This window comes from Aeromicrobium sp. P2_G6, assembly GCF_056403535.1.
Genome location: NZ_JBFUFH010000007.1, coordinates 21,566 through 44,262 on the forward strand (window position 1 = coordinate 21,566; position 22,697 = coordinate 44,262).

Here is a 22,697-nt window from a genome sequence, read left to right on the forward strand (position 1 = left end):
GTCCGCGGGCTAACTCTCGGCTGACACGCGTGGGTGGCTCGGCGCGAACACGAAGACGACTGCGGCGAGCGTGGCAGCGACGAGGGCGACCGTGAGCACGAGCCCGGTGATGCCGACCCCGAGGCCGTACGCCACGGCGAGCACCGCGATCACGGCGCCCCAGATCATCACGACGATGCCGTGGGCGTGCCGGGCGAGGGCGTCGAAGACCAGCAGGTGCACGACCGCCAGGCAGGAACCGGCGACCGCGAACAACCACAGCCGGCCCGTGATGTCGTCGTACTGGTGACCGCCGACCAGGATCAGGGCGACTTGGGGGAGGAGGGCTGTTGCGAGCACCGCCAGCCCGCCGAACCCGGCGACGAGCGAGACGGCGCGCAGCCGGGCGTGATGCGTCGTGGCGCGTGCCAGGTCCGGGAACAGCACGACGCTGACGAACTGAGGGAAGAACAGCGCGGCCTTGGCCAGGATCAGCCCCGAGGCGTACAGGCCGCTCTCATGCTCGTCGAATCGGTTGCGAGCGATCAGCGAGTCGAGGTTGCTGAGCACGAAGTACGCGAGCAGGGCGTGGGTGGAGAACAGTGCTTCCTTCAGCAGCGGTCGTCGGCTGATCAGTGGGCCCTTGCCGTGGCCGAGCATCAGAGGGGCGCCGGCGATCGCAGGCAGCCAGGAGCCGATCGCGATGCCGATCATCGCGGAGTTGACGGTCGGGGAGATGACCAGTGCGAGCGACCCTCCGATCAGGCGGCCGAGCCCGTTGCCGACGTAGATCGCGGTGAGCGCGCCCCAGCGCGCGTTGCCCTGGGCGATGCCCGACTCCGCGCCCATCACGGTCAGCGGGATCAAGGTCGCGCCGCACAGGACGACCGCCCAGTAGCTGTCGAGCTTGAGCACGGGTGTCAGGACGAGTGCCGACGCGGCAACGAACAGACCGACGGCAGCGGCGACCATGATCGTGACCCTGACGGTCGCACCGATGATCTCGTCACGGTGTGCCGGGTCGATCGCGAGGCGGCGTGCAGTGACTGCCTGGAGACCCAGCGACGCCACCGACCCGACGAGCAGGATGCCGAACAATGCCGTGAGGGCGCCGAACTCCTTGGGCAGCAGCGCTCGCGCGGCGATCAAGTTGAACCCGTAGACGGTGATGTTCATCGTCATCATGCCGGCCGCCACGAGGGTTCCACCCGTCATCGTCGCGCGCGTGGTACTCACCACGGCACAATAGCCGTGGCTGGGGTCGAAAAAGAGCAGGGGCGCGGATGAAGCGACGATGGCAACAGCTCGACCTCGAACGAGCCGCCGTGCCCGCGTGGTCGGCGCTGCTCGCGCTCGTGGTGTGCCTGCCGCTCTTCGGCCACGGGTATGTCCTGTCGTACGACATGGTGTGGGTGCCCCGCCTCGACCTCGATCGTCCGGAGCTCTGGGGTCTCGGCACAGGGTTGCCTCGAGCCGTGCCGTCCGACGCGATCGCCGCCCTGCTGGGCGCCGCGATACCTGCCGCGCTGGTTCAGAGGCTCGTGCTGTTCGCGGCCTTGTTCCTGCTCGCGGTCGGGACGGCTCGCCTCCTGCGTGAGCGTCCACTCGTGGCGCAGCTCGCCGGTGCGACGCTGGCGGTGTGGAATCCGTTCGTCGCCGAACGTCTGGTGCTCGGGCAGTGGCCGCTGTTGTTGGCATGCGCCGCATTCCCGTGGCTGATCGATGCCCTCAGCGGCAAGGGCGGACCGCGATGGCCCATCGCCGTCCTGGCGCTGGCGGCCACTGCGTTGACGCCGGCAACAGGTGTCATGGGCGTCGTCCTGGGAGTGATCGCTGCGTGGCGCCGTGGCGCGGTCAGTGTGGTGTTCCTCGCCGCCTTGGTCAACGCTCCGTGGATCGTGGCCGGGCTCCTGCACTCATCGATCGCGCGCAGCGACCCGGCCGCCGTGGGGCTGTTCGACCTCCAGCCCGAAGGCCACTTCGGGCGCCTCGGCTCCGCTCTGACACTCGGCGGCATCTGGAACACCGAGGTGGTCCCGACCTCCCGCACGCTCCTGCTCGCGGTCCTGATCGCGGTCGCGATCGGCGCGGTCATCGTCGTCGGTCTCGTCACGATGTGGCGCGACGACGGTCGGCTGCTCGCTGTGCTGGCGGTGGCGGGCGGCGTCGGGCTGGCAATCGCGCTCGCCGGCTGGCTCGCCCCCGACCTCGTCGCTCGGATCGTTGCGGACGTCCCGGCCGGTGGCCTCATCCGTGACGGCACCCGCTGGCTCGGCCTGCTGGTGCCGCTGGAGGCCGTGGCGTTCGGCGCCGGCGTGCACACCATCCTGTATCGAGCCGAGTTCACCGCGTGGGAGGTGCCGGTCATCGTGTTCGCGCTGGCGCTGCCACTCGCGGCGATGCCCGACATGGCGTGGGGCGTGGGTGGCCGCCTGGAGCCGGCCACCTACCCAGCGGCATGGACGGATGCGCGACGGGTGATCGAGGCCAGCCCGGTCCGCGGCGACATCCTGGTGCTGCCCTTCAGTGCGTACCGCAAGCCGTCGTGGAACCACGGCTCCCCGGTGCTGGACCCAGCCGGCCGGTTCTTCGACCGTACGACGGTGACGAACGACGACCTCGTCATCTCGGGGCGGACGATTGTCGGCGAGGACCCTCGCGCCGCGCGGATCCAGCAGGTGCTGCGCGGCAAGAATGTCAGGCGGGGCCTGGCTCGGCAGGGCATCGGTCTCGTGGTCGTCGAGGCCGATGAGCCCGGCGCTCGCGCCGCGTTGCGACAGGTCAGAGGGGCTCGGGAGCTCGACGTCGTCGGGTCCTCCGTCAGGGTCTTCGCGATCCCGGGAGCTCGTCCGACGGAGATCTCGAAGCGTGACCGGCAGGTGATGATCGCGGCGTGGATCGTCGCGGGTCTGACGCTGGTCTTCGCGCTGATCAGCGCGGTTCGAGGGGCCGCCGAGCGCATACGACGGAAGCCAGAAGCGCCACGCTCACGGATTCGGGCGTGACCCTACTGGCTGGTAAACTCGCGGGGTCTCGAGGGAGGACAACAACGTGGGAACACTTACTGGCGGCATCATCGCCTTCATTGCTGGACTCGGCCTGGCCGGAGCCACTGTCGTGGGCGTCGTCCAGACACAGCAGAACGCTGGCGAGAAGCCGATTTCATCGACGAATGTGAGCTACGGCTCCAACAACTGATTCACCTGCGTCCAGACGCAGCGAAGGGCGAGCTCCTCGGAGCTCGCCCTTCGTGCGTCCGGGGCTGCTCCTACCGCCCGGACGTCTGGAGGATCGCGGCGAAGTCGGCCTGTGAGCTCGCCCAGGTGAACGTCCCGGACTTCTGGAGGGCGCCCTTGCCGAGGAACTCGCGCCATTCGCGGTCCTCGATCAGCTCACGGAGCGCCGCGACGAGCTCGTCGGGCGTGTCGACGAGGACACCGGAGTCCTTGTGGTCGATCGACTCGGTCGTGCCACCGGCCGTGCTGTAGGCGACGGTGGGCGTGGCGTGAGCGCCTGCCTCGCCGATGACCAGCCCCCAGCCTTCCTTGAGCGACGGGAGCGCCATGATCCACGACTGGGCGAGCAGCTCGTGCTTGGCACGGTCGTCGACGTACCCATGGAACACGACCCGGTCGGCCACGCCGCTTTGCTCGGCGTGCCGGCGGAGCTCGCCGTCCCACCAACCGGTGCCGACGACGTCGAGGACGACCTCCGGGTGGTCGTCTCGCATGGACGCGACCGCATCGATGGCGTGCTCGACCTGCTTGTGCGGGACCAGTCGTCCGACGACGCAGATCCGCGGCGTGGCGGAGCGAGTGGCCTCGACGACCGGCGCGGGATCATTGCCGTTGTGGATGACCGTGATCCGGTCGCGGTCGACGCCGAGGTCGACGAGCTCGAGGCGGGTCGCCTGCGACACCGCGACGTACCGGCTCCGTTGATAGAGGCGTGGGGCGACACGGCTCTCGATCCACCAGCCGATGCGCCCGACGAGACCGGGGTAGACGACCGGCCACTGCTCACGGTGGACGTGGTGCACCAGCACGACGACCGGCTTGCGGGTGGCGAGGCGGGTGAAGAACGGCAATCCGTTCTGCACGTCCACGACGGCGTCGACCTTGCCGTAGCGGCCCAACAGCAGGGCGAGGAACGTACGCACGTAGATGTCGAGCTTGGTGCCGCGGCGGACGAAGCGCACTCCGTCGATCGTCTCGTCGTGCGGGGCGTTGTCGTGCGCGGCGCACGCGATCGTGACGCTGTGGCCGCGTTCGACGAGGCCACGTGCCATGTTCTCGACGTAGCGCTCCGAGCCGCCGCCTTCAGGGTTCTTGGTGTCCCGCCAGTTGCAGAAAAGGATGTGCATCGGTTGGCCGACGGTCGCCGGCGCCTCCTTCAGTGCCGGCGTGCGAAGCCGGCTGCTCCCTCGCGACACGTCCCTCAACGTGGCGACGCCGTGTCCCTCAACACGGCGCCGCAATCTTAACAGGGGCCTGGTCCACCCCTCCCGTATCCTTTCGGGCGTGCCTGACCTGCCCTTTCGTGCGACGTTGAGGCGGTCCTGGCGATTGTTCCGGGCGTTTCGCCTCGAGCAGACCGACCCTGACCACTTCTACGGTGAGCTCGCCGCCGACTCCGTACGCCAGATCGGCAGCTACGAGTCGTTCGATCGACACGAGCTGCTCGACGTCGGCGGGGGACCGGGCTACTTCGCCGAGGCCTTTCGCAAGGCCGGCGCCCACTACACCGCGCTCGACGCCGATCTGGGCGAGCTCGCCGGGCGGGGTGACCCCGAGCCGGGCACGGTCCTCGGTGATGGGCGCCAGCTGCCGTTCCGCGACGCGACGTTCGACGTCGTCTACTCCTCGAACGTCCTCGAGCACGTCGACGGCCCCTGGCGCATGGCCGACGAGATGGTCCGGGTCGCCCGACCCGGAGGACTGATCTTCCTGTCGTACACCCTGTGGTGGGGCCCCTGGGGCGGTCACGAGACCTCGCCATGGCACCTCCTCGGGGGGCGGCGCGCGGCGAGACGCTACCGCCGCAAGCACGGGTTCGGGCCCAAGAACGAGTTCGGCCGCTCGTTGTTCGCCATGACGGCTCGTGACGGCATCGCCTGGGCGCGCCAGCACCCGGACCTCGTCGATGTCGACATCGTGCCTCGCTACCTGCCCAGCTGGATGCACTGGATCGTCCGCGTGCCCGTCGTGCGTGAGGTCATGGTCTGGAACCTCGCCATCGTGGGTCGCCGCCGATGACCGAAGCGCGACTGCGGTGGCGCCTGCGGCTGTTGTGCAGCAGCCTGGTGCTCGCCGCCGTCGCATTCGTGCAGTCGCCGGGGCGCATCGTCGGCGACACCAAGTACGACCTGGTCGCCCGGCCAGCGCTGTTCCTCGACAAGGTCCTGCACCTGTGGGACCCCATCGGCAACTTCGGGCAGGTGCAGAACCAGGCGTACGGCTACCTCTTCCCGATGGGGCCGTTCTTCCTGCTGGGAGACCTGGCGCAGGTGCCGGGCTGGGTCGTCCAGCGTGCCTGGTGGTCCGTGGTGCTGGTCGTGGCGTTCCTCGGCATCGTCAAGCTGTGCGGCGTGCTGCAGATCGGCTCGCCGTGGACGCGCATCCTCGCGGGGTTCGTCTTCGCCCTGTCGCCGCGCATGCTGACGAACCTGGGCCCCATCTCGATCGAGAACTGGCCGTCGGCGGTGGCGCCCTGGGTCCTGATCCCACTCGTCATCGGTGCCCAGCGCGGCTCGGCCCGGCAGGCTGCCGCACGCAGCGGCTTCGCAGCCGCATTCGTCGGAGGCGTCAACGCCGTGGCCTCGGCCGCGATCCTGCCCATCTCGGCGCTGTGGCTGCTGACACGTCGTCGTGGCCACCGCAGAGGCACCATGATGCGCTGGTGGCCGCTGTTCGTGGGGCTCGCGACCTTGTGGTGGATCATCCCGCTCCTGGTCCTCGGCCGATTCAGCCCGCCATTTCTCGACTACATCGAGAGCGCGCAGGCCACGACTGCTCCAGCCACGATCGTCGATGCGCTGCGCGGGACCACCAAATGGGTCCCGTACGTCGACCCCGACTACTCCGCGGGCCGCGAGCTCCTCGCCGACCCGCTCGTGATCCTGCAGTCCGGTCTCCTCGTCATCATGGGGCTGCTCGGCCTGGCGCGACGCGACCTTCCTGAGCGGCGCTTTCTCGTCCTGAGCGTCATGGGCGGGGTCATCCTGGTGACCCTGGGACATCTCGGCTCGGTCGAGGGCCTGTTCGCCGGCAGCCTCAACGACGCCCTCGACGGCGTCCTGGCGCCCCTGCGCAACACGCACAAGTGGGACGTCATGATCCGCCTCCCGCTCGTGCTCGGTCTGGCCCATCTCCTGGCGGTGCTCGGCACCAAGGTCGTCGACGGGCGCCGGGAGCCGCTGCAGGATCGGGCCGCCCTGCGCCTCGGCGTCGGTGCGCTGGCCGTCGCTGCGTTCGTCGGCACGGCGACCGTGGCCTGGTCCGCGGGCCTGGCCTCCTCCGGCACGTTCGACGCTCCGCCGAAGTACTGGACGTCCGCGGCCTCATGGCTCGAGTCGCACGACGATGGCCGAAGAACGTACGTGACACCGGGTGCTGCTTTCGGTGACTACGTGTGGGGCCGTCCCATGGACGAGGCGATCCAGGCACTGTCCGCTGCGCCGTGGGCGACTCGCAGCGTCATCCCGCTGGTCCCCGGCTCCAACATCCGCATGATGGATGCGATCGAGTCACGCATGGTGGACGGCAAGGGTTCCGCGGGCCTTCACGACTACCTCGTTCGTTCGGGCGTCGGCAGGATCGTGGTCCGCAACGACCTGCGTACGTCCGACACCTCGCCGAGCCAGGCCCGGGTGTACGCGGCCATCGCGACAACGCCCGGGCTGGTCAAGGTCGCGTCGTTCGGCCCGTCGATGGGTGGTGACACCAGGCTCGACCAGGGCGACCGGTCGGCCGTGTTCGTCGACGACGGCCGGCAGTCGCGGCACCGTGCGATCGAGGTCTTCGAGGTCGAGACCGACAACGCCGACCGTACGCAAGGAGCTGTCGTGGCTCCTGCGCAGCTGCCGCTGTTCATCGGCGACTCGGCATCGTTGTTGCAGGCGCTCGAGATGCGCGCGGTCGGCGACGGACCGGTCCAGTTCGCCCGGGACGCCGGCAAGGGCGTCAACACCCATCGGCTCGTGCTCACCGACGGGACGCGGCGGCAGGAAGTCGAGTACGGCAAGGTCCACGACAACCGCTCGGCGTCGCTCGCCCGCTCCGAGGAGTGGCAGTCCAGCCGGCCGATCCATGACTATGCGACGGGCCGCACGGACCGCTGGCTCGCAGTCCCCGAGCTGCGAGGCGCGAAGTCCCTGACTGCGACGTCGTCAGCGTCCTCGGTCGGCTACCTGAGGGAGATCGACAAGTCCCAGCAGCCGTTCTCGGCGATCGACGGCGATCCCGACACCGCGTGGGTCTCCGGGCAGGCCGTCAACGGGCGGCACCGGCTGACCCTGATGCTGGGTTCCCCGCGACGAGTGGGGGCCCTCACGCTCAGTTCGCCGGGTGCCGACAAGGCCTCGCCCCGCACCGTCACCGTCACGACCGCTACCGGCACCGTGACGACACGCCTGACGCCAGGTGACAGCACGAGGATCCGGACCCGGCCGGGGACCACCGACTTCGTCTCCGTGACGGCCAGCTCCGACCTCGGACAGCCCCTGCGGATCAGCGAGCTCACGGTGCCCGGAGTCTCGGTGAGTCGTCCGCTGGTCCTGCCGACCTACCCCGCAGCGTGGGGCAGTCCCGCGGTCATCGCACTCGCCGGTGATGCTGGCGAACGGCCGGGCTGCCTGGTGGTCGACGGCGACACCCGGTGCGCGGCGGACAACGAGCGACTGAGTGAGGACGGCCGCTCGCTCGACCGGATCGTGACGCTTCCGGACGCCGAGACGTACCGGGCGACGCTGCGGGTCTCCCCATGGGGGACGAAGGACCTCGACGACCTCATCCAGGTCGATCGGGACGCCGTCGTCGTCGGCTCGTCGCAGGCGACCCATGATGCGCGCTCGGGTGGTGTCGCGGCCTTCGACGCCGATCGTCGCACCGGCTGGGTCGCCTCGGCAGCGGACCGCGATCCGTCGCTGAGTGTCGCGTGGGACGAGCCGCAGAGGATCGACTCGATCAGCGCATACGTCTCGGACGGACTTGTCGCCTCCTCGCCGACACGTGCCGTGCTCGACTTCGGCAAGGGCGTGACCCGAACCGTCGAGCTGCGCAACGGGCGAGCGACGTTCAAGCCGGTCCGCGCGGACGCCGTACGCGTGAGATTCACGAGCAACGACTCCGCGACCAGCATCAGTCTCGACGGGCAGAGCGGTCGTGAGCTGCCGGTCGGGGTGAGCGAGCTGTCGTTCGGCGGAGCCACGGCCGGGGCCGAGCCCCTGTCCGCGAAGCCGGTCGACTGGGGCTGTGGCAGCGGGCCAAGCGTCCAGGCCGACGGGCGGACCCGCCGCTCCGCCGTGGTGGCGAGTCCTGATGCCGTCTTCCGGGGAGAGACCCTCACCGCCCGGTTGTGTGGCAGCGGCGGCACCGTGCGGCTCGACAGCGGCGCCAATCGTCTCGTTGCGAAGCCATCCGGATCATTTCGGCCCGTCAGCCTGCGTCTGCGCCGCGAACCGTTGGCGACTGTTTCATCGGTGTCGGCGAAGGTCACCGAGGACGCCGCTGCGACCTCGGTGCGGTTGCCGGCCGGGGGCGACGAGGGGCTGCTGGTCCTGAAGGTCAACCAGAATGTCGGCTGGTCGGCTCATCAGGATGGGGCGTCGCTGAAGCCGGTCACGGTCGACGGTTGGCAGCAGGGCTGGGTGCTGCGCGGTGGCTCGAGCTCTGTCGACCTGCACTTCGGGCCCGACACCGTCTACCGGCTCGGCCTGTTCTGCGGTGTCCTCGGTGCCCTGCTGGTCGCCCTCGCCGCCTGGGTACGCCGTCGGGGGGGCGGTCATCGGGCCGATGACCCCGCGCTCGAGCCCGCGCGGTCGGGGCTGCTGACGGGGCCGATCGTCGTCGCTGCCTTCGCCCTGATCGTCGCCGGGATCGCGGGCGTCGTGGTCGCCGGCATCGGCATGGCAGCGGCGACTGCCCTGACCCGACCCCGGCAACGACGACGTGCCCCCTGGGCGACCGGCCTCGTGGTGTCGGTTTCCTTGGCAATCGTGTTCGCCGCCTACGCCATCCGGCCGTGGGGCACCGAGTTCGCGTGGATGGGGGCGCGCGCGTGGCCTCAGCTGGTGGGGGTCGGCGTGCTGGTGCTGGTGGTCTCCCAGGCCTTGTCGCCACTCGACCTGCGGTGGCTCAAACGCATCGCGGGGCGCTCGACCAGGTGATGGAGGACGACGGCGGCCGCGGTGCTGCCGACGAGGGTCAGCCCGGCGACGGGCAGGAAGTCACCTGAGAACAGGGGAGTGTCGGTGACGTCGAGGACGAGCCACAGCACGACGAGGTGGATGCAGAACACCGAGTAGGACAGGTGGCCGAGGTAGCGCACGGGCCGTGACGAGAACACCGAGTCGTACGTCGTGCCCTGCGGGCCGAACACGCCAGGCAGGATGATCAGCACCGCGCCGAGCCCATAGAGCACGTTCTTGAAGATCGCGGTCGCCTCGGTCGCGGGCGTCAGGTCGAGTGGACCGGCGAGGGGCGTGGAGCAGAACAGCAGCAGGCAGAACGCGGTGGCCCACAGCACCCCAGGGCTTCCAGCGGCGACCCGGACGAGCTTGGGGGCCCGGCGGCCGTCTCGAGTGCTCTCGATCCACAACACCGCGAGCGCGATCCCCGCACCGAACCACGTGGTGTAGGCCGGGAGCCACTGGTAGGCGAACGGGCGGTGCGGCACGACCAGCCCGGCCCCGAAGCCGAGCCAGCACCAGTTGATGACCGCCAGCGCGAGGGCCACACCGTAGACGCGCGCAGCCGACCACCGGCGCCGCGTGAGGAACCGGATCACGAGCACGATGAAGGGGAGAACGAGGTAGAACGCCGCCTCGGTCTCGAGGCTCCACATCTGGGTCAGGCCGTCGGTGAAGAACTCGGTCGAATAGAGGTGGGTGAGCGTCAGGCTCAGAGTCCAGGAGCTCGGCGACCTGTCTGACCCGATGACGACCATGGCGGCCACGACCGCCACGGCGAATGCCGGCCAGATCCGCAGCACGCGCTTGAGGGCGTACCGGCGCCAGTGCTGGTGGGGTCGACGCTCGGCCACAGGTCGGAGGAAGCCGAGCGACAGCAGGAAACCGGACAGCACGAAGAACAACGCGACCCCGAAGTCGAGGCGTGCCAGCAGCGCACCGGTCAGGCCGCGCGGGTACTGACCGGTCTGGAATGCGGCGTGCGTCAGCAGGACGCCGTATGCGCCCACGGCACGGAGCCCGTCGAGGGCCGGGAAGTCGTCGCGGCCCCTCATGAGAACTCCGAAGACGTGAGGGGTCCCACCGTGACCATGCCGATGCACAGTGTCGTATCAGGAGACAGGGCCGCGAACGTCACCCTGCGGATCTCCTCGGTCGGCTGCAGCCGGTACGTGTGTGCGCCGCGCAGCACCTCGATCGTCCGCGTACGCCCGCCCGCCGTGACGTCGACGAGCCCGTCGGCGCTGGCGAGGTAGTCGACGCTGAGCCAGGCCCGGGCGACCGGCACGGTCGAGGACAGCCGGATCGTGGGCTTGTCACGCGAGCTACGCGGTGCGCCCCGCGCGGTGCTGTAGGACGTGCCGCAGGTTCCCGGGGTCGGCGTCGGTCCGGTCGCGGTGCCCCGCCCCGGCTCCGGCACGCGAATGAAGCCGCCACGGTCGAAGATGCGCAGGTCGTTGCCGTAGGTCCGGGCGTGCACACGGTCGTCCCCGTTGAAGAAGCGTGAGGTGAGTGTGTAGGGGAACAGCGATGGCAACATGACGGTCCGTGGGACGGTCACGTCGAGGACGTCCACATCGCCGGTGCGCCGGGTCGTGTTGGACACGTTGTCGATGTAGACCCTCCCGGCGTAGTCAGAGTGCCACGGCGAGACGTAGTCCAGCGTCGACACGACGGCCGCGACGGCGCACGCGACCAGCACGGCGCCCACGACCCGGCGGGGGGCCGGGGGACGGTGGGGGTGCCGTCGAGGCGAACCACCTCCGACACCCTCGCGGCGTACCGGAAGGAACATCAGCCCGAGGCACAACGCGGCGACGGGGGTTGCGTCGCTGACGAAGCGGGGCTCGGCAGCCAGGTCCGCCGCCCCGCCGCCGGGGCGCGCCGCCAGCAGGACGGCATCCGCCAGGACGTAGAGCACGAGAACGGCCGCCGCTGAGATCGCGCGGGTGCGCCGGAGCGTTGCGTAGGCGACGACCGCGACCGCCAGGACGCATGACACGCCGACCACCAGCACGTGCGGGTTCGCGACGGCAGCCGGCGGGTTGACCAGTGACCAGTCGAGGGGGCCGCCGAACAGGCTGGGCACGAACGATTCGAAGACAGCCGTGCCGACAACCCGCGGGAGCCCGTCGAGGTCGGGCGTGCGGAGCGGCTCGTCGACCCGGTTCACGACCAGGGCTGCATAGCCAGCCGCCACCGCGGCGTATGCCGCCCAGAGCAGCCAGCCCTGGCGCGCGCCGCGGACCGCCCGTTGCGGCCAACGACCCTCGCCCAGCACGACGCCGGTCAGCACGAGCAGCAAGGGGACCACCAGCAGGGCTTTCGGGTCGAACGCGAGCCCGACCACGACAGCGCCGATCGCGACTGCAGCGTCGCGCCCACGCCGCGAACCGAGGAACCGTACGTGCGCAGCGATTGCCACGCAGGAGGTTGCCTGGATCGGGAGCAGCGTGATGGCCGCCGACCACCACATGACCGAGGTGAGGGTCGTGGTCGCGAACAGGTAGACCGCGAGAGGGGTCAACACGGCGTACCGAGGACCGAAGACCGTCCGCAGCATGTGCCACACCGACCAGCTGGCCGCCGCCTGAAGCAGCAGTACCGTCACGGCCGCGAGAGGCCAGGGGAAGGAGCCTGCGTGTGAGACGAGCCAGGCGATGCCGAGGGCGCCGGGAATGAGCTCGTGGTCGAAGGGATCGAGGAGCCAGCCGGCGCCGCTCACGTCCCGCGTCAGGGAGAGGAGGGCGAAGTCGTCGACGTAGAACGATCCGCCGAGCAGCGCCCAGGCCCGGATCACGAGCTGGACCAGGATCAGCACGAGTGCCGCGAGGCCGACCCGCTGTGCCCTCGACATCCCGGCCGGGACGAGAGACGAGAGCCGGAATCGGAGCTCTGGCGAGGGCGCGGACATCGTCATCCATCGTCGCACAGCAGAGGGTCTCGGCTCCGTGCCGGAGACGCCGCCTGGCCTGCGGAAATGACCCCCTCCGGTGTTACGGTCAGTCGTTCATACCGTGGAGGGAGCCCACAGTGAGTAAGAAATTGGGAACAGTCGCGCTGTTCCTGGGCGCGTTTTTGCTGGCACTTGCCGCATTGTCCAAGTTCTACATGTACGACCAACTGGCCGTCGTGCCGCTCAACCATGAGACGACGAGCCTCTCGTCGACTCTGCCGGGCGCCGATGCCGAATACCTGGACGCGGATGCCGGACTCAAGTCCACCGTCGGCCCGCTGAAGAACACCAAGGCAATCGTCGGCAACGTCGAGGCTGGCAAGAAGGCGAGCAAGGCGCTGGATCGGGACGTCGCGGTGTGGGACATCTACGACTGCACCGACACCCCCGACTTCAATTGCGGTTCCAAGGAGACGCCTCTGGCGGCCACTCAGGACCGGGTTGCCTTCGACCGCCACACGGGCATGGCGGTCAACTGGGAAGGCGCCTACTCGGAGGTCGACGGCAAGGTCATCAAGCCGGGCGAGTTCAAGGGCTTGTACTTCAAGTTCCCGTTCGACGCGCAGAAGAAGACCTACCCGTTCTGGGACGGCACGCTGCGCAAGGCCACCCCTGCCAAGTACGTCGGCGAGGGCAAGGTCAAGGGCATGAAGGTCTACAAGTACGTGCAGACCATCGCACCCATCAAGACCAGCACGATCGACGTGCCCGGATCGCTGGTGGGGTCCGACGAGGCCACCGTTGCCGCTGACCAGATCTACTCCAGCGTCAGCACCTACTGGGTGGAGCCCGTGACGGGCGTCCTCCTGGTCGGCCAGACGGCCCAGGACAGCTATCTCGAGATCGACGGCCAGCGCGCGCTGACCACGACCAAGGCGACGCTGAAGTACACCGAGGCCAACACGGCGGCAACGGTCGACGACTTCAAGTCCAAGTCGCTGCTGCTGAAGGGCGTGCAGACGTACGTACCCGTCGGCGGCGCGATTCTCGGCCTGGTGCTGATCGGGCTCGGGCTGTTCACCCGTCGCAGCAGCGGTGCGGAGCCGCGCAGGTCGCACAAGGACGAGCTCGTCTCGCACTGACCTGCGACCACCACGCCTTGAGCCTGTCGAAAGCACTTTTCGACAGGCTCAAGGTGCATCGGTGCGGTGTTCTAGGGTGAGTTTCCTATGACCATCGCTCCCGCTGCCGCGCTGTGCACCTTCGTCGACCGCTCGCCGACCCCGTTCCACGTGTGTGAGGCGGCAGCTGCCGAGCTGGACGCAGCCGGATACGCCCGTGTGCGGGAAGCGGACGCCTGGCCGACCGGGCCCGGGCGCCACTACGTCATCCGCGGCGGCTCGCTCGTCGCCTGGTCGACCGAGGCGAGCCAGACTCCCGGTGACCCCTTCCGCGTCGTCGGCGGGCACACCGACAGCCCCAACCTCCGGCTCAAGCAGCACCACGACATCGCCCCTGAGGGACTCGGCGTCGTGGCGATGGAGCCGTACGGCGGTGCGTGGCTCAACTCCTGGCTCGACCGTGACCTCGGCCTTGCGGGGCGGCTCGCGCTGCGCGATGGCACCGAGACACTCGTCCACATCGACGAGCCGGTGCTCCGGGTGCCTCAGCTCGCGATCCACCTGTCGGCCGAGCGCAAGGGTGTCGAGCTCGACCCCCAACGCCATCTCAATGCGATCTGGTCGACGCAGCCGGGCGAGTTCCTCGAGTACGTCGCCGACCGGGCCGGCGTCGCGCGCGGCGACATCCTGGGGTTCGAGCTCATGGCCCACGACACCACTCCGAGCGCACTCACGGGCGCGCACACCGAGCTCGTCTCCGCACCGCGCCTCGACAACCAGGTCACCTGCTTCGCGGGGCTCCGGGCGCTGCTCGATGCCCCTGCCGTCGAGGGCATCCGTCCGGTTCTCGCGCTGTTCGACCACGAGGAGGTCGGCAGCACCTCGGAGCGCGGTGCCCAGTCCGACCTGCTCGCCACCGTGCTCGAGCGCATTGTGCTCGCTGCGGGAGGCACGCGCGACGACTACCACCGCGCGATCGCCGCATCGGTCTGCGCTTCCGGCGACATGGCACACGCGACGCATCCCAACTACGCCGAGCGCCACGAGCCCCTCCACCACATCTCGATCGGCGGGGGACCGGTCCTCAAGGTCAACGTCAACCTCCGCTACGCGACCGATGCCCCGGGTGCTGCGGCGTTCGCCGTCGCGTGCGAGCAGGCCGACGTGCCGCTGCAACGCTACGAGCACCGCGCCGACCTGCCCTGCGGCTCGACGATCGGGCCGCTGAGTGCCGCGCGCACCGGCATGCTGACCGTCGACGTCGGCGCCCCGCAGCTGGCGATGCACTCGGCGCGAGAGCTCATGGGCGCGGCGGACGTGGACACGTATGCCCGTGCGCTCGCAGCCTTCTTGTCACCGGCGTGACGGCACAACCCGGCACCCGCACGACCCGGCTTCCTGCAAAGGACCGCCGTCGCGTACGATTGAGGCTGCGCTGACGGCCTGTACGTACCTCGGACAGAGCAGGCCCGTGCTCGTGCGCCGTGTCGGGCGAACCTCCTCGACTCATCACGATCCAAGGGCTGTCAGACGTGCCCGACAATTCCACCCATCCATCGGAGCAACTCCTCTATGTCAAGCAGTCTCGCCACACCCCACGTAGCACCGCAGGTCGCCGTCAACGACATCGGCTCTGAGGAAGACTTCCTCGCCGCAATTGACCTCACCATCAAGTACTTCAACGACGGCGACATCGTCGAAGGTGTCATCGTCAAGGTGGACCGTGACGAGGTCCTCCTCGACATCGGCTACAAGACCGAGGGCGTCATCCCCTCCCGCGAACTTTCCATCAAGCACGATGTCGACCCCAACGAGGTCGTCTCCGTCGGCGACAACGTCGAAGCCCTCGTCCTCCAGAAGGAGGACAAGGAAGGCCGCCTCATCCTGTCGAAGAAGCGTGCGCAGTACGAGCGCGCGTGGGGCGACATCGAGAAGATCAAGGCCGAGGACGGCGTGGTCGAGGGAACCGTCATCGAGGTCGTCAAGGGCGGCCTGATCATGGACATCGGTCTGCGTGGCTTCCTGCCGGCGTCGCTGGTCGAGATGCGCCGTGTGCGCGACCTCGACCCCTACATCGGCCAGAAGATCGAGGCCAAGATCATCGAGCTCGACAAGAACCGCAACAACGTGGTCCTGTCGCGCCGTGCCTGGCTCGAGCAGACCCAGTCGGCCGTTCGCCAGAACTTCCTCACCGAGCTCCAGAAGGGGCAGGTCCGCAAGGGCGTCATCTCCTCGATCGTCAACTTCGGTGCGTTCGTGGACCTCGGCGGCGTCGACGGACTCGTCCACGTCTCCGAGCTGTCGTGGAAGCACATCGACCACCCGAACGAGGTCGTTCAGGTCGGCGACGAGGTCACCGTCGAGGTGCTCGACGTCGACATGGACCGCGAGCGCGTCTCGCTGTCGCTCAAGGCCACGCAGGAAGACCCCTGGCAGCACTTCGCGCGTACGCACCAGATCGGGCAGATCGTGCCCGGCAAGGCGACCAAGCTGGTCCCCTTCGGTGCGTTCGTCCGCGTCGAGGAGGGCATCGAGGGCCTGGTGCACATCTCCGAGCTCGCCGAGCGTCACGTCGAGATCCCCGAGCAGGTCGTGCAGATCGGCGACAGCGTCATGGTCAAGATCATCGACATCGACCTCGAGCGTCGCCGCATCTCGCTGTCGCTCAAGCAGGCCAACGAGACCGAGGCCGCAGTCAGCGATGACTTCGACCCCACCCTCTACGGCATGACGTCGTCATACGACGCCGATGGCAACTACATCTACCCCGAAGGTTTCGACCCCGAGACCGGCGAGTGGCAGGAGGGCTTCGACGAGGCCCGCGCCACGTGGGAGAAGCAGTACGCCGAGGCGCACGAGCGCTGGGAGGCGCACAAGAAGCAGATCGAGGAGGCCGAGAAGGCCGGCATCGAGGCTTCCGAAGCGGCCAACTACTCCTCGGACACCGCAGGCGGTGACGACGCCCCGCAGCAGGAGGGCTCGCTCGCCTCGGACGAGGCGCTCCAGGCGCTCCGTGAGAAGCTCACGGGCGGCGAGTAACCACTCCGCTCAACGCAAGAACCCCCGGTCCACCAGGACCGGGGGTTCTTCGTTGTTCTCGCGGCTTCACACGAAGCTATTGGGCGGGAATGAGTCGAGGTGACTGCGCGGACCTGGACGAGTGCCGTACCCGTCTTTGGGGATCTGCACGGCAAGTGCGATCCCGGCGGCGAGGACCAGAAGGGCGATCAGGAAGATGAACATGGCAGTAATTCTCGTCCTGTCGAGATGCTGCCACCAGTGGCAGTAATGCCACTCTGCATTGATTTACTGCCAACTGTCTGAGATGCTCGGTGCATGAAGACTGTTGCGGTCGTGGTGCAGGACGGGGCCGAGCCATTCGGGCTGGGATCGATATGTGAGGTGTGGGCCGAGCCTTATCACCCCGAGGACGACAATCCGGTGTTCGACTTCCGGGTGTGCACGCCGCGGCCCGGCCGGGTGCGGGGCCGGTCAGGCTTCGACCTGCACGTCGAGCACGGTCTGGACGCGCTCGAGGACGCCGACCTCGTCTGCTTCTCGCCCAAGCGCGAGTTCCTCGACTTCGACCCGCTCGTGCTCCAGGCCGCGCGCGATACGTACGAACGCGGGGCATTGGTCTATGCCCACTGCTCGGCGGCGTTCATGCTTGCCGAGGCAGGGCTGCTGGACGGCCGTGAGTGCACGACCCACTGGCGCTACACCGATCAGATGACGCAGATGTATCCGAAGGCGATCGTGCGCCCCGACGTGCTCTACGTCCAGGAGGACAACATCATGACCGGCGCGGGGTCCGCCGCCGGCATCGACGCCTCGTTGCACCTGATGCGGCAGATGTACGGTGCGAAGGTCGCCACGACGACCGCTCGTCGCATCGTCGTCCCGCCGCACCGCGACGGGGGCCAGGCCCAGTTCATCCGTACGCCGATGGGTCAGACCGAGGCCGACACGCTTGCTCCGCTGCTGGCCTGGGCGAGCGACCACCTCGACGAGCAGCTGTCGGTGGAGAAGCTCGCCGCGCAGGCGCACATGTCGCCGCGTACGTTCGCCCGCCGGTTCAGGGACGAGACGGGTACGACCCCGCTGCAGTGGCTCACGAGCCAGCGGCTGGCCAACGCCGAGGAACTGCTCGAGAACTCCTCGCTGTCGGTCGAGCAGATCGCGACCCGCGTGGGCTTCGGCAACGCCGCGACGCTGCGTCATCATTTCGCGACCGCGAGGGGCACCACGCCGCAGCAGTACCGCAAGACGTTCACGTGCGTGGATGAGGCTGTCTAGCCGTGCGAATCCGGCACCTGAGGGTGTCGGACGATACAGTCTGACCGTGCGCAGATCCGGTTTGGAGTTCAGCTCCGCGCTTGCAGTGGCGACCCTGGTCGCTGCTCTGGTGATGGCAGAGTCCCTGGGACTGGGGTTCCACGACCCGGACGGATCGGTCGGTCCGACGTTCGTGCTGCTTCCCCTCATCGTGCTCCTGGCGCTGGTTCTCGACGTCATCCCGCGTGCTGTCCTGCGGGCGACGTCGTGGGGCACCGCCCGTGCCGCGGTCGCCGAGGTCTGGCGTGAGCGGTGGCCGGCAGCCAACCTGCGGTTCATGGTCGTGGGGCTCATCGGCTGGTACGTCACCTACGCATCCGTTCGCAACCTCAAGGGCTTCGTGCCGTTCGCCAACCACGAGCTCTACGATCGCGACCTGTCTCGCATCGACTTCGCGATGTTCGGCGGTCACTCGCCAGCCGTGCTGTTGCACCAGCTCCTGGGCACCGGTGTCGCGGCGCAGGTGCTGTCGTTCTTCTACATCGTGTGGATCGTCGCACTCCCGGCCTCACTCGCTGTCGCGTTGGTCTGGGCCCGCCGTGACCGCATCAGCTCGTGGTGGGTGACCGCGGTCTCGATCGACTGGGTCATGGGAGTGGCGCTCAACTTCGCCCTGCCGACCCTCGGCCCGATCTATGACCGACCGGGAGACTTCGCGGACCTGAGCCACACCTCGACGACGGCGCTGCAGCAGTCGATGTGGACCGAGCGTCTCCAGGTCCTCGCCGACCCGGTGCACACCAACAACGTCCAGAACATCGCCGCCTTCGCCTCACTCCATGTCGCGATCGCCACGACGGCCTGCCTGGTCGCGCAACGGGCCGGCCTCCATCGGACATTCGTGTGGGCCTTGCGCGCATTCCTCGCGATCACGATGGTGGCGACCGTCTACTTCGGCTGGCACTACGTCTCAGACGTCATTGCCGGCCTGCTGCTGGGATTCGTCGGCGCCTGGGTCGGAGAGAAATTCGCCGCCCCCGACGAGATTCCCGAATTCGAGCCTTCAGAGGTCAGTGCGGCGGACCTTGCCGGTCGCAGTGCGGGGCAGTGACGCGAGCTTTTCGTACGTCTTGGGTCGCTTCGGCGGCGTGAGTCGTCGGGTTGCGAGCTCGCGCAGGGTCTCCTCGTCGACGTCTCCGACGTACGCCGCGCACACCCGTTGTCCCCACTCCGGGTCATCGCGGCCGAACACCGCCAGGTCGACGAGGCCGTCGGCGTCCTCGAGCGCGGCCTCGACCTCAGCCGGATAGACGTTGACCCCGCCGGAGATGATCAGGTCCTCGCGTCTGGAGTCCAGGTAGACGTACCCGTCCTCGACTCGTCCCAGGTCGCCGACGGTGAACGCGGGGCCATCGGGCGTCTCGGTCCAGACCGCACGCGTCTTGTCCGCGGCATTCCAGTACGTGAATCGCGCCCACTCCGGAACGGCGCACCACAGCTGCCCGTCCTCGTCGGCGGTGACGACGCGGCCTGGCCTGGCCCGCCCAACAGTGCCGGGGTGGGCGATCCATTCCGGAGCAGGGCAGGCCGTGAACTGGCCTTCCGTCGAGCCGTAGAACTCCCACACCACATGCGTGCCGAAGGTCTCGTGCGCGCGGCGGCGCACGGGCTCGGGGCACGGCGCGCCGGCATGTGCGACGAGTCGAAACGATGACGTGTCGAGCGCCGGATCGTGCTCGTCGAGCCAGGCGAACAGCCGTTGCAGGTGCGCGGGAACGCAGAACATCGAGGTCGGGCGCAGGTCGGCGACGGCCCGGGCGAACTCCTGGGGGTCGAACTTCGGGAGCACGGCGATCGAGCCCCCGGCGAGCAGCGTCCCCATCGCGAACCGCAATGGGGCGGAGTGGTAGATCGGGGACACGACGAGGTCGAGGTCGCCGGCTTGAAACCCCCAGAGGTCACGTTCCTCCTCGACGAGTGCCGCGGAGTTCGCCGGTGTGAGCAGGCCAGACCACACACCCTTCGGCTGCCCCGTGGTCCCGGAGGTGAAGTGCATCGGACGGCACCGCGGCCAGTCGTCGAGCTCTCTCGGCTCGCCGTCGAGCAGTGACTCGAGTGCCCCTGGGTCATCGACGATCAGGCTGGGCTCGACGTCTCGGATGATCGCGTCCCGCTCGTACGCAGTCAGTCTCGGGTCGAGCGGCACCGGGACGACGCCGGAACGGGAGGCCCCGAGCACTGCGCTGACGTAGTCCGCCGAGCCGGGCACGCACAGCACGACACGATCGCCGGGACGGAGGCCGCGGGCGTGCAGGGCACCGGCGACGCGTTGCTGGGCGATCACGCTCTCGGCCGCGGTGAGGACGTCGGGCACCCGGAACCTCCCACATCGTGAGACATCTGTCACGTCGGTCAGCGGGGATGGGCGTTTGCAATGTGAACCGACGCACAAAGTATGCTTCACTCGAACGCTGAGTCAGACCTTCGTCTAGCACTAGGTGGTCCATCCGTGGCAGATTTTCGCCACAGGCATGCGCGCAAGGCGCCCGGCCGGCTGAACTTCTCGCGAACGATCCTCCCCACTGCCGGTCTCCTGACCATCGCAGCTGCCGGTGCCCTCGTGGTCGCACAGGACCCCGCCGCACCGACCGAAGCCGCAGCCGCATCAGCACAGCCCAAGCAGGACCTCTTCGCGGTGTCCTCGGCAGAGAAGGCACCCGACATCAGCCGCAGCGCCGAGCGCGTCCCGCTGACCAACGAGGCTGCCGCCGAGGACAAGGTCAAGGCCAAGCGTTTCGCCGTCTCGGCCGTTGAGGTCCACGCTGCCCCCGAGAGCTCCTCCCCGGTGCTCGCCACGGTCGCCTCCGGCGACACCGTCGACATCACCGGCGTCGCCAAGGGTGACTGGGCCCAGATCATCCACAAGGGCCTGCCTCGCTGGGTCGAGGCCAAGCGCCTGGCCAAGGAGATGCCGCTCGGCACGTCGCCGTGCGCGTCCGGCTCCAGCTCCGAGCGTGGCCTCCAGCCCGACACCATCAAGGTCCACCGGGCCGTCTGCGCGAAGTTCCCGTCGATCGTCCGCTATGGCGGCGTCTCCGGCCGCGGCGAGCACGCCACGGGCCAGGCGCTCGACATCATGGTCGGCACCGGCAACCCCATCGGCTACGAGGTCGCGGCGTTCCTGCAGGAGCACCGGGCCGAGCTCGGCATCGAGTACCTCATCTGGCACCAGCAGATCTGGCGGCCGGCGACATCGGGCGCGTGGCGGAGCATGTCGGACCGCGGCAGCCCCACGGCCAACCACATGGATCACGTGCACGTCACCACCTACGGCAACGCCGCAGGCTAGGGCGTACGTGCTGCGGGTCGGGCTCACCGGCGGGATCGGCTCGGGAAAGAGCACCGTCAGCGAGCTGTTGGCAGCGCATGGCGCCGTCGTGATCGACTACGACGTGCTGGCCCGCGAGGCGGTCGAGCCGGGCAGCGCCGGGCTCGAGGCGATCGCTGAGCGCTTCGGTGCCGGCGTCATTGCTCCAGACGGGACGCTCGATCGTCCGGCGCTCGCGGCGATCGTGTTCGCCGACCCTGCTGCGTTGTCCGACCTCAACGCGATCACGCACCCGGCGATCTGGCGACTCGCTGCCACCCGCGAGGCTGAGGCGGGACCTGACGCGATCGTCGTGCACGACAACCCGCTGCTCGTCGAGATGGGCGCTGCCCAGCACTGCGACGTCGTCGTCGTGGTCGACGTGCCCGAAGAAGTCCAGGTGGCCCGCCTCGTCAGCTCTCGCGGGATGTCCGAGGAGGAAGCCCGGGCCCGCATCGCGGCGCAGGCGTCCAGACAGCAAAGGACCGGTGCCGCCGATCTGGTGATCGACAACACCGGTCCGATGGACGAGCTCGCTCTCATCGTCGGGGGAACATGGGACGAGCTCGTGTCCAGGGCGGCCTCCGCCTAGGCGGCGAGGTCCGGATCCGCGATGCGCCGCAGCGTGGCCAGGGCTTCGCGCTCGAGCTGACGTACACGCTCGGCCGAGATGCCGTGCCGCTTGCCGATGTCGGCGAGCTTCTGCTGGCGTCCGTCGAGCAGGCCGTAGCGCGCTCGGACGATGTCGGCCTCACGCTCGCCGAGATGGTCGACCAGCGTCGAGATCAGGTGCCGTGACTCGTCGTCGAGCACCGCGAAGTCGGGACCGGGCTGCGTCTCGCGGGCGATCAGGTCGCCCAGCGAGGTGTCGCCGTCCTCGTCAACGGGTGAGTCGAGGCTGACGTGGTCACGTCCCCATGACATCAGGTCGATGACCCGGTCGATGTCCATGCCGAGCTCCAGGGCGATCTCCTGAGGCTCCGGGTCATAGCCGAGTTGGCGCTCCAGGTTGCGGCGAGCCGCCGTCACCTGGTTGAGCTCCTCGACCACGTGGACCGGAAGGCGTACGACGCGGGCCTGCTGCGCGATGCCGCGGGTGATCGCCTGTCGCACCCACCACGTGGCGTACGTCGAGAACTTGAACCCCTTGGCGTAGTCGAACTTCTCGACCGCGCGGATCAGTCCGGTGTTGCCCTCCTGGACCAGGTCGAGCATCGGCATCGCGGAGCGCCCGTACTTGCGGGCGATCGAGACGACGAGTCGCAGATTGGCCTGGATGAACTCCTGGACGGCCCGGTCACCCTCGTCGGCGAGCCACTGCAGCTCCTCCTCCGTGGCGTACTTGGGCGCGCCACCCTTGCGACGGCCCACGCGACCCTCCTCGAGGAGGTGTCGGGCGAACAGCCCGGCCTCCACGGTCTTGCTCAGCTCGACTTCACGCTCGGCGTCGAGCAGGGGAGTGCGGGCAATCTCGGCAAGGTACATGCCGACGCTGTCCTTGCCCTCGATGTTGGTGCTGCCATTTCGTGCGCTCACCGTGCGCCTCCCATCAGTGTCTGTACTGATCAGAACGCTTTGACTACCCCAAGGATTCCGCTCTCAGACGCTTCTTAGGAGTTGCGTGCTAAAGACCACGTCTAGGTGGTTGAGGTG

18 protein-coding genes are annotated in these 22,697 nt (G+C 68.6%); 11 read left to right on the forward strand and 7 right to left on the reverse strand.

Annotation, left to right across the window (positions count from 1 at the left end):
- Nucleotides 1-9: 9 nt before the first annotated feature.
- Nucleotides 10-1,215, reverse strand: coding sequence for an MATE family efflux transporter (locus tag AC1DVU_RS19500; protein WP_476924113.1), 1,206 nt, complete (start codon nucleotides 1,213-1,215; stop codon nucleotides 10-12).
- A gap of 47 nt (nucleotides 1,216-1,262) precedes the next feature.
- Between AC1DVU_RS19500 and AC1DVU_RS19505 the strand changes: the two genes are divergently transcribed.
- Both AC1DVU_RS19505 and AC1DVU_RS19510 read left to right on the forward strand, forming a co-directional pair.
- Complete coding sequence (locus AC1DVU_RS19505; RefSeq protein ID WP_476924114.1) at nucleotides 1,263-2,984, forward strand: MmpA family trehalose lipid delivery protein; 1,722 nt, start codon at nucleotides 1,263-1,265, stop codon at nucleotides 2,982-2,984.
- 46 nt (nucleotides 2,985-3,030) lie between these two features.
- The gene (locus AC1DVU_RS19510; RefSeq protein WP_476924115.1) at nucleotides 3,031-3,177 is read left to right on the forward strand and encodes a hypothetical protein; all 147 of its coding nucleotides are present in this window, start codon (nucleotides 3,031-3,033) and stop codon (nucleotides 3,175-3,177) included.
- A gap of 70 nt (nucleotides 3,178-3,247) precedes the next feature.
- Here the strand turns inward: AC1DVU_RS19510 and AC1DVU_RS19515 are convergent, their stop codons facing one another.
- Nucleotides 3,248-4,411 (reverse strand): glycosyltransferase family 4 protein, encoded by a 1,164-nt coding sequence (locus tag AC1DVU_RS19515; RefSeq protein ID WP_476924116.1) that lies wholly within the window; start codon nucleotides 4,409-4,411, stop codon nucleotides 3,248-3,250.
- An 88-nt stretch (nucleotides 4,412-4,499) separates the two neighbouring features.
- Here AC1DVU_RS19515 and AC1DVU_RS19520 point away from each other — a divergent pair, with 88 nt between their 5' ends.
- The gene (locus AC1DVU_RS19520; RefSeq protein WP_476924117.1) at nucleotides 4,500-5,234 is read left to right on the forward strand and encodes a class I SAM-dependent methyltransferase; all 735 of its coding nucleotides are present in this window, start codon (nucleotides 4,500-4,502) and stop codon (nucleotides 5,232-5,234) included.
- A complete protein-coding gene (locus AC1DVU_RS19525) occupies nucleotides 5,231-9,364 on the forward strand; it encodes an alpha-(1->3)-arabinofuranosyltransferase domain-containing protein (RefSeq protein ID WP_476924118.1) in 4,134 nt (1,377 codons plus the stop codon). Before AC1DVU_RS19520 ends, AC1DVU_RS19525 begins: the two co-directional genes overlap by 4 nt.
- On the opposite strand, the gene AC1DVU_RS19530 is transcribed toward AC1DVU_RS19525, so the two are convergent.
- Both AC1DVU_RS19530 and AC1DVU_RS19535 read right to left on the reverse strand, forming a co-directional pair.
- Nucleotides 9,262-10,440 (reverse strand): acyltransferase family protein, encoded by a 1,179-nt coding sequence (locus tag AC1DVU_RS19530; RefSeq protein ID WP_476924119.1) that lies wholly within the window; start codon nucleotides 10,438-10,440, stop codon nucleotides 9,262-9,264. The two genes, AC1DVU_RS19525 and AC1DVU_RS19530, sit on opposite strands and share 103 nt — an antisense overlap.
- Entirely contained in the window at nucleotides 10,437-12,299 is a 1,863-nt protein-coding gene (locus AC1DVU_RS19535) for a hypothetical protein (RefSeq protein ID WP_476924120.1), read from the reverse strand. The genes AC1DVU_RS19530 and AC1DVU_RS19535 overlap by 4 nt, the downstream gene beginning before the upstream one ends.
- A gap of 119 nt (nucleotides 12,300-12,418) precedes the next feature.
- On the opposite strand from AC1DVU_RS19535, the gene pgfA reads away from it, so the two are divergent.
- The 3 genes from pgfA (at nucleotide 12,419) to rpsA (ending at nucleotide 16,441) form a co-directional block, all read left to right on the forward strand.
- A complete protein-coding gene (pgfA, locus tag AC1DVU_RS19540) occupies nucleotides 12,419-13,423 on the forward strand; it encodes a cell envelope lipid trafficking protein PgfA (protein ID WP_476924121.1) in 1,005 nt (334 codons plus the stop codon).
- Nucleotides 13,424-13,510: 87 nt separating this feature from the next.
- Nucleotides 13,511-14,767: a M18 family aminopeptidase gene (locus AC1DVU_RS19545; RefSeq protein ID WP_476924122.1), complete on the forward strand. Its 1,257-nt coding sequence runs from the start codon at nucleotides 13,511-13,513 to the stop codon at nucleotides 14,765-14,767.
- A gap of 207 nt (nucleotides 14,768-14,974) precedes the next feature.
- Nucleotides 14,975-16,441, forward strand: coding sequence for a 30S ribosomal protein S1 (rpsA, locus tag AC1DVU_RS19550; RefSeq protein WP_476924123.1), 1,467 nt, complete (start codon nucleotides 14,975-14,977; stop codon nucleotides 16,439-16,441).
- Between the two features lie 66 nt (nucleotides 16,442-16,507).
- Here rpsA and AC1DVU_RS19555 read toward each other — a convergent pair whose 3' ends face one another.
- Nucleotides 16,508-16,645: a hypothetical protein gene (locus tag AC1DVU_RS19555; protein WP_476924124.1), complete on the reverse strand. Its 138-nt coding sequence runs from the start codon at nucleotides 16,643-16,645 to the stop codon at nucleotides 16,508-16,510.
- A 93-nt stretch (nucleotides 16,646-16,738) separates the two neighbouring features.
- Between AC1DVU_RS19555 and AC1DVU_RS19560 the strand changes: the two genes are divergently transcribed.
- Nucleotides 16,739-17,698: a GlxA family transcriptional regulator gene (locus AC1DVU_RS19560; protein WP_476924125.1), complete on the forward strand. Its 960-nt coding sequence runs from the start codon at nucleotides 16,739-16,741 to the stop codon at nucleotides 17,696-17,698.
- A 46-nt stretch (nucleotides 17,699-17,744) separates the two neighbouring features.
- On the forward strand, nucleotides 17,745-18,788 hold the full coding sequence (locus AC1DVU_RS19565) for a phosphatase PAP2 family protein (protein ID WP_476924126.1): 1,044 nt from the start codon (nucleotides 17,745-17,747) through the stop codon (nucleotides 18,786-18,788).
- Here AC1DVU_RS19565 and AC1DVU_RS19570 read toward each other — a convergent pair.
- The gene (locus AC1DVU_RS19570; RefSeq protein ID WP_476924127.1) at nucleotides 18,741-20,051 is read right to left on the reverse strand and encodes a class I adenylate-forming enzyme family protein; all 1,311 of its coding nucleotides are present in this window, start codon (nucleotides 20,049-20,051) and stop codon (nucleotides 18,741-18,743) included. The genes AC1DVU_RS19565 and AC1DVU_RS19570 overlap by 48 nt on opposite strands.
- Nucleotides 20,052-20,186: 135 nt before the next feature.
- Here AC1DVU_RS19570 and AC1DVU_RS19575 point away from each other — a divergent pair, with 135 nt between their 5' ends.
- Together AC1DVU_RS19575 and coaE are read left to right on the forward strand one after the other, a co-directional pair.
- On the forward strand, nucleotides 20,187-21,026 hold the full coding sequence (locus tag AC1DVU_RS19575) for an SH3 domain-containing protein (protein ID WP_476924128.1): 840 nt from the start codon (nucleotides 20,187-20,189) through the stop codon (nucleotides 21,024-21,026).
- 7 nt (nucleotides 21,027-21,033) lie between these two features.
- Nucleotides 21,034-21,636 carry a dephospho-CoA kinase gene (gene coaE / locus AC1DVU_RS19580; RefSeq protein ID WP_476924129.1) on the forward strand — a complete coding sequence of 201 codons (603 nt, stop codon included), beginning with the start codon at nucleotides 21,034-21,036 and terminating at the stop codon, nucleotides 21,634-21,636.
- On the opposite strand, the gene AC1DVU_RS19585 is transcribed toward coaE, so the two are convergent.
- On the reverse strand, nucleotides 21,633-22,529 hold the full coding sequence (locus tag AC1DVU_RS19585) for a sigma-70 family RNA polymerase sigma factor (protein WP_476924316.1): 897 nt from the start codon (nucleotides 22,527-22,529) through the stop codon (nucleotides 21,633-21,635). The two genes, coaE and AC1DVU_RS19585, sit on opposite strands and share 4 nt — an antisense overlap.
- Between the last annotated feature and the right edge of the window lie 168 nt (nucleotides 22,530-22,697).